The organism is Streptomyces sp. NPDC022910, from assembly GCF_055561075.1.
Genome location: NZ_JBVHHL010000037.1, coordinates 44,511 through 56,904, shown reverse-complemented (window position 1 = coordinate 56,904; position 12,394 = coordinate 44,511). Strand labels below are relative to the sequence as shown.

Below are 12,394 nucleotides of genomic sequence, written 5' to 3'. Positions count from 1 at the left end.
GGACACCGGCCCCGTGAAGAGGACACTGGTGCCGTGAAGAGCCAAGACACCCCGTTCGTGGGCGGCCCCCTGGACGGGCGCGTCCTTCCGGTCCTGTTGGGTCCGACCGGCCACCCGCCGAAGACGTTCCGCGTCCCGGTCCCGGACGCGGCCGGCGGTCCGCCGACCGTGCTCGTCTACCGGCGCGTCCCGGCGGGCCCACCCGGGAGGTTCGGCCTCCACCCGGGCTGGAAGTACGAGTACGACCCCGAGGGGAACCGCGGCGGCCGACTGCGCCGGCCGTGGTCCAAGCCGCGCCCAAAGCCAGGCGCCACGCCGGGTGGCGGCCGGGACACCGCCGACGAGTGACCTTCCTGCGCCGAACCGACCACCGGGCGGGCGCCCGGGTTGCGCGCGCCTCATTCTGCCGGTGCGAGGTGGACGGACCACCCCCGCACCGGAGGTGATGACGTGTCAGAAATGTTGCTGCGCCTGGTGTGTACGGCGGCGATGACCGCCTCGATCCTGCTTGTCCCGGCACCCGCGGTGGCCGTCCCGGATCCCGGCACCGACACCGGCACCAGCCCCAGCCCCAGCCCCAGCCCCAGCCCCAGCCCCAGCACCAGCACCAGCACCAGCACCAGCCCCAGCCCCAGCCCCAGCCCCAGCACCAGCCCCAGCACCAGCCCCAGCACCAGCACCAGCACGACAGCGCAACCGAACGCCCGCCCGATCTCAGACCTCCTGACGGATCTTCAGCAACGCTACCGGGAGACCGAGCGGGCGACCGAGACCTACAACGCCACCTCCGAGAAACTGAAGAAGCAGCAGGCCGAGGTCGCGCGGCTGGACGAGCACCTCGTCAGGACCCGGCTCGCCCTGCAGAGCAGCCGCGGACTGATCGGCCGGCTCGCCCGGCAGCAGTATCAGAGCAGCACGCAGATCTCCCCGTACGTACGCCTGCTGCTCGCCCGCGATCCGCAGCACGCACTCGACGAGGGCCATGTGATCGGGCAGTTGATGCGGGAGCGGGCCGAGAGCGTGCAGCAACTGGCCGGCACCGAGAGACAGGCCGACGAGCTGGCCCACCGGGCACGCAAGGCTCTCGACGACCAGCTCACCCTCTCCGACCAGCAGAAGAAGACACGGGACGACGTCGAGCGGCAGCTGAGGGACATCGAGAAGCTGCTCGCCTCGCTCAGCCCCGAACAGCTCGCCGCACTCGCCGAGTTCGAGAGGAACAGCACCGCCGCCGCACAGCAGACGTTCATGGCGTCCGGCGCCCTCGGCGCCGAGGGCCCGCCGTCCGCGCAGGGCGACCGGGCCCTGAAGTACGCCGTGGAACAGATCGGGAAGCCGTACCAGTGGGGCGCCGAGGGACCGACGGCATACGACTGCTCGGGGCTGACCTCGCAGTCCTGGCAACGCGCGGGGCGGGCCGTCCCCCGGACCAGCCAGGAGCAGTGGGCCGAGCTGCCGCATGTGCCGCTGAGGGATCTGCGGCCCGGCGACCTGGTGGTGTACTTCCCCGAGGCCACGCACGTGGCCCTGTACCTGGGCAAGGGGATGGTGGTCCAGGCACCGCGGCCGGGGACGAAGGTCAAGGTGTCCCCGATCGCGGCCAACCCCGTACTCGGAGCCGTACGCCCGGATCCCGGCGCACAGACCCTCAACCGCTACGCGCCGCCGACGCTTCCCCCCGCCGCCCCGGGCGGCTCCGGTGAGGGCTACGGGAGGCTGCCACCCGCGACCGTGGCGAGGTAGGCCTCTGTCTTCTCCGGCTCGGAACCGTGGCTGCCGTGTCGGCCACGCACACTTCGTCACCGATGAACAGGCTTGCCGACCCGGGCAGGGATCAACGCGACGTCAGTTCCTGTTCGGCCCAAACGATTTTGCCTCCGGTTGTGTAGCGGGTGCCCCGTCGGTGGGTCAGCTGGGCGACGAGCCACAGGCCGCGGCCGTTCTCGTCGCTGGTCCGGGCATGGCGCAGGCGTGGGAGGGCGTTGCTCGTGCCGTGGACTTCGCAGGTCAGGACCTGGTGGCGGAGCAGGCGCAGGCGGATCGGGCCGGTGCCGTGGCGGATGGCGTTGGTGACGAGTTCGCTGACGATCAGCTCGGTGGTCGGTGCGAGATTCTGCAGTCCCCACGCGGCCAGTTGGCGGACGGCCAGGGACCGGGCGATGCCGACGAGGCTCGGATCGGCGCTCAGCTCCCAGGAGGCGACGTCGCCCGGTCCGAGGGTACGGGTCCGGGCGAGGAGCAGGGTGGCGTCGTCGAACGGCGCTCGGGGCGCCAGGGTGTCGACCACGGACGCGCAGAGCTGGTCCATCGGTCGTCCGGGCTGCGCCAGGGCGGCGCTCAGGCGCTCCATCCCGACGTCGATGTCCTGGTCGCGACTCTCCACCAGGCCGTCGGTGTAGAAGGCGAGCACGCTGGCCTCGGGCAGTTCCATCTCGACGGCCTCGAAGGGAACCAGACCGAGGCCGAGCGGGGTTCCTGGGGGAAGATCGGGAAAGCTGACGTGGCCGTGTGGGTCGATGATCGCGGGTGGGGGATGGCCCGCTGCCGCCATCGTGCAGCGCCGGGTCAGGGGGTCGTAGATCGCGTACAGGCAGGTGGCCCCGAGCACCGCTGCGGCAAGGGCCTCCTCGTCCTGGCTGTGTTCTTCCTCGGTGAGACGGATGACCAGGTCATCGAGCCGGGCGAGCAGTTCGTCGGGAGGCAGGTCCATGTCGGCCAGCGCATGGATGGCGGTGCGGACCCGTCCCATGGTCGCGGCGGCGTTGATGCCGTGACCGACCACGTCGCCGACGACCAGGGCGACCCGGGCGCTGGACAGCGGGATCACATCGAACCAGTCACCGCCGACGCCGTCATGGAGGTCGGCCGGCAGGTAGCGCGAGGCCACCTCGACGGCGGAGCCGCCCGTCAGGGAGCGCGGGAGCAGGTTGCGCTGAAGGGCGAGGGCCGTGGCGCGTACGCGCGCATACTGCCGGGAGTTGTCCAGGCAGAGCGCGGCCCGGTTGACGAGTTCCTCGGCCAGAAGCAGGTCGTCCTCCTCGAACGGCACCGGATCCTCCGTGCGCATGAACATCGCCACGCCCAGTACCGCGCCGCGCGCGTGGATCGGCACGGCCATCGCGGAGTGCATGCCGAACCGGAGGATCCTCTCCCTGCGTGCCGGGTCGTGGTCGAACCACGTGCCGGCGGACGAGTCCACGACCGGCTCCAGGAGCGACTTCCCGGAGGCCAGGACGCGGGTGTAGGGCGAGTCCGGTGGGACGTCGACCCTCTCCCCCCGCCCGAGGACGGCCTCCGGGACCCCGGGGCGGATCGATGCCAGGCCCGCGCGGCACAGCGTGGGGACACCGTGGCCCGTCGGCCCCAGCCGGGCCAGGGGCTCCTCACCCAGCGGAACCGATTCCGCCACATCGACACTGACGAAGTCGGCGATGAGTGGTACCGCGAGTTCGGCCAGTTCCTGCCCGGTCCGCATGACGTCCAGGGTGCTGCCGATACGCGTGCTGGCCTCGTTGAGGATCGCCAGACGCGCGCGCGCCCGCTCTCTGTCGGAGACATTCACCAACATGGTGCACACGCCGATCGCCTTGCCGTCCGCGTCCTCCAGACGGAAGAGCGAGGCCGAGTACGCGTGTTCGCGACGCCTGTCCCCAGGCAGCCGTAGCCGGTAGTGGAAGTCGATCACCGGGATGCCGCTGGCCAGCACCTGGCGCATCACTCTCTCGGCCGCCTGGGCCGCCTCGGCAAGGGGCAGCGCGTCCGTCAGCCTGCGGCCCAGCCGCTGTTCGCGCGGTACGCCGTCCTGGCGCGCCAGGGTGTCGTTCACCCAGGTGCAACGCAGGTCAAGGTCGCGGACGACGATCCCGACCGGCGCGCGGGTGAGAAGCGAGTCCAGCACCACTCCGTTGACCGCCCAGGAGGAGACCGCCGCCATGTCGGTTGCCGAGACCAGCCAGCGGGCGCCGCTGTCCCGCCCCGACAGGGCGCTGACCCGCAGGCTCAAGTCGAGCCTGCGGCCGTCGCGGTGCCGGACCGCCGCAAGGCCCGACCAGCCGCCCCGCGCCCGGCACCGCTGCGCCAATGCCGAAGCCTTTGCCAGATCCCCGGGCGGCAACAGCGACGAGGCGGGTGCGCCCACCACCTCCGCGGCAACGTAGCCGACCAGCCGCTGAGCGGCCCGAGTCCACCCGACCACCGTCCCCGCCGCGTCGAGCACGGCTATCGCGGCGCCGGTCATCTCTGAGGACCCGTGCGCGACCAGACCCTCAGAGCCGTCCATCGCAGTCATCCCATCTTCGAGATGCATGGCGGACGGCCGGGGTGATGTGGGGCGCGGCAAGCTGGTCGAGCCGAGCGACCACCACCACGCACTCTGAGCCCGTCACCGCGCCGGCCCGGCCTCCGTCGCCGGGCGTCCGTTCCCCGACAGAAGTCGAAAGCGCCGCACCGCCCCCACGGGCCGGCCGATCCGCCGTGGCGTGCACCAACCGTTCCGTAGCGCTCAGTGTCGGCGCCCACACCGACTCCGTCATCACGAAATCGGACAATAACAGGCAATCGGCGCATTACGAAATGATCATTTGATCCAGCTCGCGACATACCCGGCCTCCACAAGCGGAAGGCTGACATCCGACCGAGAAGCACTCAGCCATGCGACGCCGCCGCGCGACGCCACCCCGCCGCACCCGGGGCAGGGCGAGCGGAGAACCGTCACTCGCCGATCCTTGACGCAGCCAAGTGATCATCGCTCTACTTGAATGACATGAGCACTCTTGGTCATCGAACGGCGCGGGGCTGGGGGCGCATGGCCGATGGCCGCGGCAGTGCCCCCACCCGAACCTCGACGGCTGGTCCGAAGCCCGTCAGGCGCCGGCCACCGACGCCAGGTACGCCTCCGTCTTCTCCGGCTCATAGAAGAAGTTCTCGAAGTCGGCCGGGTCGTCGAAGCCGTTGGCGAAGCGGTCGGCGACCGGCTGGAACGCGCCCGCGGCGCCGATCAGGTTGAGGACGTGCTCCGGCGGCACGCCGAGCATCGCGTTCGTCCACTTGGTGACGTACTGGGCCACGTCCCAGTAGCGGTCGAAGGTCTGCTGCATCCAGGCCTCGTCGAACTCCTTGTCCCCGTGTTCGAGGATCGAGGCGAGGTAGGAGGCGGCGCACTTGGACGCCGAGTTGGAGCCCTGGCCGGTGATCGGGTCGTTCGCCACGACCACGTCGGCCACGCCCAGCACCAGACCGCCGCCGGGGAGACGGCCGATCGGGTTGCGGACGGTCGGCGCGTAGCGCCCCGACAGCGTGCCGTTCGCGTCGGTCAGCTCCACCTTGGTGGCCCGTGCGTACTCCCACGGCGTGAACCGCTCCATGAGTTCCAGGGTCAGGGAGAGGTGCTCCGCCGGGTCCTTGACGCCGTTGAAGACGTCCAGCGGGCCACCCGGGATGCCCTCCCAGAACAGGATGTCCGCGCGGCCGGAGTTCGTCAGGGTGGGCATGACGAAGAGCTCGCCGACACCGGGGACCAGGTTGCAGCGGACCGCGTCGTAGTCCGGGTGCTCCGGGCGGGGGCCGAGCCCGTGGACGTACGCCACCGCGAGGGCGCGCTGCGGCTCGCTGTACGGCGAGCGCGAGGCGTCACGGCCGAACATCGACACCAGCTCGCCCTTGCCCGCCGACACCAGCACCAGGTCGTAGGTGCGGGAGAAGTAGTCGAGGTCGGAGACCGCCGCGCCGTGGATGACCAGCTGGCCGCCGCGCTGCGCGAACGTCTCCATCCAGCCGGCCATCTTCACGCGCTGGTCCACGGACTGGGCGTACCCGTCGAGCTTCCCGACCCAGTCGATGACCCTCCCCGAGCTACCGCCGGGGGTATCCCCGGACTCCGGTCCGGCCACGGAAACGCCGAGCCCCTCGATCTTCGGGGCGTGGGACTCCCAGAAGTTCAGCTTCAGGTCGCGCTCGTGCTGCAGCGCCGTGTGGAACATGCACTGAGTCGACATGACCCGGCCGGTGCGGATCTCGTCCGCGGTCCGGTTGGACATCAGGGTGACCTCGTAGCCGTTCGACTGGAGGCCGAGGGCGAGCTGGAGTCCGGACTGACCGGCTCCCACGACGAGTATCTTCCGCATGCGGGTGGTGCTCCTAACAGGACTACTCGGGGGTGACGTCGAGCGCGTGGCCGACGAGGGCCAGGAGGGTCTCGATCACCGAGATCCGGCGGCGCGCGTCCATGATCATGACAGGTATGTGTGCGGGGATCGTGAGGGCCTCGCGCACATCGTCGGGTTCGAACCGCTCGCTGCCGTCGAAGTGGTTGACCGCCACCAGGTAGGGCAGGCCGCTGCTCTCGAAGTAGTCGAGCGCCGGGAAGCAGTCCGCGAGCCGCCGGGTGTCGGCCATGACCACCGCACCGATCGCGCCGCGCACCAGGTCGTCCCACATGAACCAGAACCGCTGCTGCCCCGGCGTGCCGAAGAGGTAGAGCACCAGGTCGTCGTCGAGTGTGATGCGGCCGAAGTCCATGGCCACCGTGGTGGTGAGCTTCTCGGGCGTCCCGGTGAGGTCGTCGGTTTCCTCGCTGGCCTCGGTCATCAGCGCCTCCGTCTGAAGGGGCGTGATCTCCGAGACGGCGGTCACCAGGGTGGTCTTGCCCACGCCGAACCCGCCCGCCACCACGATCTTCGTGGCGATCGGGGCGCGCGTACGGTCCGTCTGCCAGGCCTGTAGTTGCTCCTCTCCATCGAGGAGCGGGGAGACGCCCGGGGAGGCGTCAGAGACGACGGAGTCCACTCAGCACCCTTTCCAGCAGAGCGCGGTCCGGCTGTCCCGGGCCGTGACCGGTTCCGTACACACGGATCTTTCCCTGGTCCGCAAGGTCGCTGAGGAGCACGCGGACCACCCCGAGCGGCATCCTCAGCAGCGCCGCGATCTCGGCCACCGTGCGCATACGACGGCAGAGTTCGACGATGGCCCGCATCTCGGGCATCACCCGGGTGGCCAGTGAACCATTCGTCAGTTCGCGCCGATCCTCGGGGGCGTCCAATGCGGCCACGAAGGTCTCGACGAGCAGGACGTGGCCGAAGCGGGTGCGTCCGCCGGTGAGCGAATAGGGGCGCACACGGGCGGGTTTGCGCTCGCCGCCGCGGACGGGAAGCTTCTTCGGTGTGCTGCTCATCGGGCGCTCCCTGCCGATTCGGCCTCCAGCGATTTACGCAGTTCGCTGCGGAGTTCGGGGGTCAGGACATGTCCGGCGCGGCCGACGAAGAGGGCCATGTGGTAGGCCACCACGCTCATGTCGCAGTCCGCGGAGCCGTGCACGCCGAGCAGCGAGCCGTCGCTGATGGACATGACGAAGAGGCTGCCCTCGTCCATCGCGACCATCGTGTTCTTGACGCGGCCGGAGTCCATCAGCTTCGCGGCACCGATGGTGAGGCTGCCGATGCCGGAGATGACGGTGGCGAGGTCGGCGGAGGACCCCCTGGGGCCGCTGGGCTTCCCGTCCCGGCCCGCGCGGGCCTCCGCGTTCCGGCCGGGGTCGGAGGAGAGCAGGAGCAGGCCGTCGGAGGAGACCACCGCGACCGACAGCAGTCCCGGCACCTCCTCGACGAGGTTCGTCAGCAGCCAGTGCAGGTTGCGTGCCTCACTGCTCAGTCCGAAGGTACTGGGCGCGGTCAACTGCTTGCCTCCTCGACTGTGCCCCCCGATGGTTCTACGTCGTGTGCCGTGCCGGGTGTTGCGTGCTGCGGTGGTGCCGTGGACCGGTGCGTGGGTGCCGTCGTCTCCCCCGTCCGCTCGGCGATCTCCGCCTCGACGTGGCGGTAGCCCTCCTTGGCGCCGCGGTGGAACCCGCCGAGCCTGCGGCGCAGCGCCTCGGCGTCCACACCGCCGGCGCGCGGCCGGGGGGCCGGGGCGGGCGCGGAGATCTTCGGGGTGCGCTTGGGGAGGCCCTTGGCGGTGAGCCGGGGCGTCTCGGGCTCCTGGGGCGCCTGGGGCTCTGCCTCGGACTCCTGCGGCGCGGGGGTGGGCCGCGCCTCGCCCTCGTCGGCGGTGCGTTCGTGGGCGTCGGGGCCTATGGCGTACGGGTCGATGGCATAGGGGTCGGCCGACTTCTGCGCGGGGATGTCGGCGGCGGGAGCGGGGGCGGGCTCCTCCACCCGGGGCCACGGGAGGAACAGTTCCATCGTGGTGTCGGGGCCGGCCTCGGCGACGGCGGGCTCCGGCACGGACACCGCGGGCGCCCCGGCGGGCTCGCCGTGCGGTGCAAAGCCGCCGTCCCGTACGGGCCCGTCCTCGCTCACGGCGCCTTCGTCCCGTACACCCCACTCCTCTCGTACGGCGCCCTCGCCCCGTACGGGCTCGCGCGGATCCTCGCTCTCCTGGCGCTCCCGCACGGCCTGTTCCGCCGCCGCGATCAGCGGGTCCTCGTCGCCCTCGGGCTCCTGGACGGGCAGCCTCGGACGGCTGCTGAGGACGTTCGAGTTGGCCTCCGCGTCGGCGCCCGGCAGGGACATGGCGTGCGCACCGCCCGCCGCCGTGCTCGCGGCGGGCACGGCGGCCGCCGGCGCCCCGGCGAGCAGGGGCTTGGGCAGGACCACGACCGCCGCGACACCTCCCTGCTTCTGCTCCCGCAGCTGGACGCGGACACCGTGCCGGTGGGCGAGGCGGGCCACCACGTACAGGCCGAGCCCGAGGCCCTCGCCGCTCTCCTGGTCGTACGGGTCGTTCGGGTCGAAGTCGGCGAGCCTGGCGTTGAGCCGGCTCATCCGCTCGGCGGTCATGCCGATGCCCTCGTCCTGGACGGAGAGCATCACCTCGCCGCTCTCCAGGAGCCAGCCCGAGACCTCGACGGCGACGTCCGGCGGCGAGAAGGATGTGGCGTTCTCCAGGAGTTCGGCCACGAGGTGCGAGAGGTCGTCGGCGGCGAAGCCCGCGACGTGCCCGTGCGGCGGCAGCGCGGCGATGCGGACGCGCTCGTACCGCTCGACCTCGCTGACCGCGGCGCGCACGACGTCGACGAGCGGCACGGGCCCGGCGTGCTGCTGGACGTGCTCGGTGCCGGCCAGGACGAGGAGGTTCTCGCTGTGGCGGCGCATGACCGTGGCGAAGTGGTCGAGCTTGAAGAGCGTGGAGAGCCGCTCCGGGTCCTGCTCGCGCTCCTCCAGGCCCTCGATGACGGTGAGCTGGCGCTCGACCAGACCGAGAGTGCGCAGGGCGAGGTTGACGAAGGTGGAGTGGATACCGTGCCGGACCTGCTCCAGTTGGACGGAGGCCTCGACGAGTTCGGTACGCAGCCTGGCGCGCTCGTCGGCCATCGTCTGGCGCTGGCCGACGAGGTGCTTGCGGTCGGCTTCCAGGGTGGCCAGACGCTCCTGAAGTGCGACGGCATGCGCGTGCAGGGCGTTGACGGAGCGGACGACCTGGGCGAACTCGTCGTTGCGCCCGGTGAACTTCACCGGTTCCTCGGTCGCCGGGTCGGCGGCCACCCGGGCCGAGCCGAGGCGGAGGACGGCGAGCGGGCGGGTGAGGCTGCGGGCCATGGCCATGGCGACGCCGACGGCGACGAGCATGAGCGCGCCGAGGACGGCGATGCGGATCTCCAGCGCGGTGACGTCGTCGTCGCGCAGCTGTGCGAGGTCCTTGCTGCGGCCCTCGTAGAGCGAGGACTCGACGCCCCGCATCAGGTCGACACGGGCGGAGAGGGCCGCGTCGACCTTCTTGGTGCTGTAGCCGAGCTCGCCCTCGGAGAGGGTGGGCTGGTCGGTGAGGGCCTTGAGGTACGTCTCGGCGGAGGTGACCTCGGGGCCGGTGATCGTGGAGTCGTAAGAGTTCTTGGCGGCGGCGGGCGCGTTGTCGCGGAAGTCGGCGACGGCCGCGTCGGAGCGCACGGCGGCCTGCTGGGCGGCGGCGGTGAGCGCGTCGCGCTGCTTGGTGTCGGCGGCCGAGGAGCTCGTGGTGGTGGTCGGCAGACCGGTGATCGGGTCGATGGTGGTCTGGGTGGTGCGCGGGATGCTCAGGGCCGCGAGGAGCAGTCCCCGGGCGGCGGCGGACTGCTGCACGGCGCTGTCGAGTTCGGCGAGCGCATAGGCCCCGGAACCCGCGCGGGGCGGTATCTTCCCGGCCAGCTGGTCGGCGAGGGCGTGCAGCTCGGTGATGGCGGCGGAGTACGCCTGATGCGCTTCGAGAGCGGTGCTCTTCCCGACGAGCGCCGCTCTCCGTACGGAGCCGACGTCGTCGAGGTCCTTGCGCAGCGCCGCCGGAATGTCGGGATCGGCGCGCAAGTCCTCGATCTCCCGGTCGACGCGGGCGCTCTGCTGCTCGGCGGGCACCGTGGACTTGGGGCGCGCGGCGGCCACCCATGAGGTGACCGCGTCGCGCTCGTCGGCCAGCGAGTGGGCGAGGGTGAGCGCGTCCTGCGTCTGCCCGGCGAGCGTCACCAGGTTCTGGGAGTCGTTGAGCGCGCCGGAGGCGGCGACGACGCCCGGCGTCCCGGCGCCGGCGATCGCGGCGGCGACCACGGCCACCGCGACGATGAGCCGGTTGCGCACATGGGCGGGACGGCCGCTGCCCGCGGACTCGGACGAGGCGTCCCGATCGGGGGTCGTCTGCTTGCCTGTGCGCCGAGGCCGCGTCTTCTGCACCGGTGCTCGCATTCCTGACTCGTGTACCCATGGGCCCGGGTGACGGTCCGTCAACTGGGACGTCGACCCGGTACGACGGCTTCCGACCCTCCCAGTGCCGGTGGGCAGAGGTCTCGCTTCGCCTGCCCCGCCACCCGAAGGAGTGAACCTCGGCGAGGAGTTGGCGGGCAAGTTCCTCCGGCCCTTGCGGGGGACTTGCCCGGTGGGCCGGTTGGACGTCGGCGGCGCACTTTGGCAATATTCGCCACCACGCTTCACCGGAGTCGATCATTCCGTACCAAACCAGGCGCCTGACCTGGTCGATCGCACCGATTCGACGACCGTTGCCAGCCTTTCGTGGACCTTGTGAAGGGCTCGTGCAGACTGGCCGGATGCGTACTGAACTGATTTCCGAGCCCGGCGACCCGACCCGCCCCAATGAGGACTTCGCCGCGCTCGCCCTTCCGGCCTCAGGACGGGGCGGGGCGCTGGTCGTCCTGGACGGAGTGACTCCACCGCGGAGTGACGACGGCTGTCTTCATTCCGTCCACTGGTTCTGCGCACGGCTCGGTGGAGCACTGACCGAACTGTCCGGTTCCCGCCGGGATCTGACTCTGTCGGAGGTCCTTTCGCACGCCATCCTCCGCACCGCCGGGACCCATGCGGCCACCTGTGACCTTTCTCACCCGCGCACTCCTCAGGCGACCGTGGTCCTCGCCCGCTGGTCCGAGGCCACGGTGGAGTATCTGGTCCTCTCGGACTCGGCCCTGCTGACCGAGGCACCTGACGGCACGGTCACCGCCCTCCTGGACGACCGCCTCGCCCGCATACCGCGCGCGAGTCTTGCGACGGACGCGGTCGCGGACACCACTGTCCGCAACAAGGAGGGCGGCTTCTTCACGGCGGCCGCGGACCCGTCGGTTGCGGCCCGCGCCGTCACCGGCGAACTGCCGCGCGCGGCGGTGCGCACGCTCACGGCCCTGACGGACGGCGCGACCCGATGGACGGAGAAGTTCCGCCAGGGCGACTGGGCCGACCTGTTCACCTTCGTGCGCAAGGAGGGGGCGACGGCACTGGTGGAGCGGGTACGGGCCCTGGAGACCGCCGACCGCGAAGAGCGGACGTACCTGCGGCACAGCAAGACGCACGACGACGCGACGGTGGTGTACGTGGAGCTGTGAGGGACGCCGGCCGGGCGTCCTACTTCTCCATGCTCCGGTTCAACTGGTTGAGCAGGCGTGCCAGTTCGGCCACCTCGCGCCGGTCCCAGTGAGAGAGCTCGCTCACATACCGCGCACGGCGCGCCTCGCGCACCTTCCCGACGCGGCTGCGCCCCTCCTCGGTGAGGTGGACCAGCCATGCCCGGCCGTCCGCCGGGTCCGGCTCGCGGGCCACCAGGCCCAGCTCCTCCAGGGCGCGCAGCTGACGGGACATGGTGGCCTTGCCGACGCCGATGTAGGCCGCGAGTTCCGTCGCGCGCTGACGGCCGTACTCGTCCAGGCGTACCAGGAGGCCGTACGCCGCGGGCTCCAGGTCCGGGTGCACCTCGCGCGCCATCTCGCCCTGGTTGGCCCGGGCCCGCCGAAGGAACACCGTCAGCTCGCGCTCCAAGGACAGGAATTCCCGGTCCGCGCCGCTCCGGTCCACACCACTGCCCGACGCGCCGGATTCGCCCGTACGCCCCTCGCCGTTTCCGCCCTCGTGCACGTCAGCACCCCTGCCCGGTTTCCCGTTCCTGAAAGTTTCTGCCAAACGTCGTCATTGCCGCAGCTCTGTCAGTATTT

At 71.1% G+C, this 12,394-nt stretch carries 10 protein-coding genes; 3 read left to right on the top strand and 7 right to left on the bottom strand.

The features are described 5' to 3' along the window. Positions 1–33 precede the first annotated feature (33 nt). On the top strand, positions 34–348 hold the full coding sequence (locus ACZ3TS_RS28875) for a hypothetical protein (RefSeq protein ID WP_467623598.1): 315 nt from the start codon (positions 34–36) through the stop codon (positions 346–348). A gap of 102 nt (positions 349–450) precedes the next feature. Beyond that, positions 451–1,743, top strand: coding sequence for a C40 family peptidase (locus ACZ3TS_RS28870; RefSeq protein WP_467623595.1), 1,293 nt, complete (start codon positions 451–453; stop codon positions 1,741–1,743). Between the two features lie 91 nt (positions 1,744–1,834). Here the strand turns inward: ACZ3TS_RS28870 and ACZ3TS_RS28865 are convergent, their stop codons facing one another. From ACZ3TS_RS28865 to ACZ3TS_RS28840, 6 genes are all read right to left on the bottom strand, one after another. After that, the gene (locus ACZ3TS_RS28865) at positions 1,835–4,279 is read right to left on the bottom strand and encodes a SpoIIE family protein phosphatase (RefSeq protein ID WP_467623592.1); all 2,445 of its coding nucleotides are present in this window, start codon (positions 4,277–4,279) and stop codon (positions 1,835–1,837) included. 583 nt (positions 4,280–4,862) lie between these two features. Beyond that, positions 4,863–6,122, bottom strand: coding sequence for a styrene monooxygenase/indole monooxygenase family protein (locus tag ACZ3TS_RS28860; protein WP_467623589.1), 1,260 nt, complete (start codon positions 6,120–6,122; stop codon positions 4,863–4,865). 22 nt (positions 6,123–6,144) lie between these two features. Then, entirely contained in the window at positions 6,145–6,783 is a 639-nt protein-coding gene (locus ACZ3TS_RS28855; protein ID WP_467623586.1) for a GTP-binding protein, read from the bottom strand. Beyond that, positions 6,764–7,168 (bottom strand): DUF742 domain-containing protein, encoded by a 405-nt coding sequence (locus ACZ3TS_RS28850; protein WP_467623583.1) that lies wholly within the window; start codon positions 7,166–7,168, stop codon positions 6,764–6,766. The genes ACZ3TS_RS28855 and ACZ3TS_RS28850 overlap by 20 nt, the downstream gene beginning before the upstream one ends. Beyond that, positions 7,165–7,668 carry a roadblock/LC7 domain-containing protein gene (locus ACZ3TS_RS28845; protein WP_467623580.1) on the bottom strand — a complete coding sequence of 168 codons (504 nt, stop codon included), beginning with the start codon at positions 7,666–7,668 and terminating at the stop codon, positions 7,165–7,167. The genes ACZ3TS_RS28850 and ACZ3TS_RS28845 overlap by 4 nt, the downstream gene beginning before the upstream one ends. Continuing rightward, positions 7,665–10,643, bottom strand: a complete 2,979-nt coding sequence (locus ACZ3TS_RS28840; protein WP_467623577.1) for a sensor histidine kinase — start codon at positions 10,641–10,643, stop codon at positions 7,665–7,667. The genes ACZ3TS_RS28845 and ACZ3TS_RS28840 overlap by 4 nt, the downstream gene beginning before the upstream one ends. A gap of 359 nt (positions 10,644–11,002) precedes the next feature. Between ACZ3TS_RS28840 and ACZ3TS_RS28835 the strand changes: the two genes are divergently transcribed. After that, the gene (locus ACZ3TS_RS28835) at positions 11,003–11,791 is read left to right on the top strand and encodes a protein phosphatase 2C domain-containing protein (protein WP_467623574.1); all 789 of its coding nucleotides are present in this window, start codon (positions 11,003–11,005) and stop codon (positions 11,789–11,791) included. A gap of 19 nt (positions 11,792–11,810) precedes the next feature. On the opposite strand, the gene ACZ3TS_RS28830 is transcribed toward ACZ3TS_RS28835, so the two are convergent. Next, positions 11,811–12,317, bottom strand: coding sequence for a MarR family winged helix-turn-helix transcriptional regulator (locus ACZ3TS_RS28830; RefSeq protein ID WP_467623571.1), 507 nt, complete (start codon positions 12,315–12,317; stop codon positions 11,811–11,813). Between the last annotated feature and the right edge of the window lie 77 nt (positions 12,318–12,394).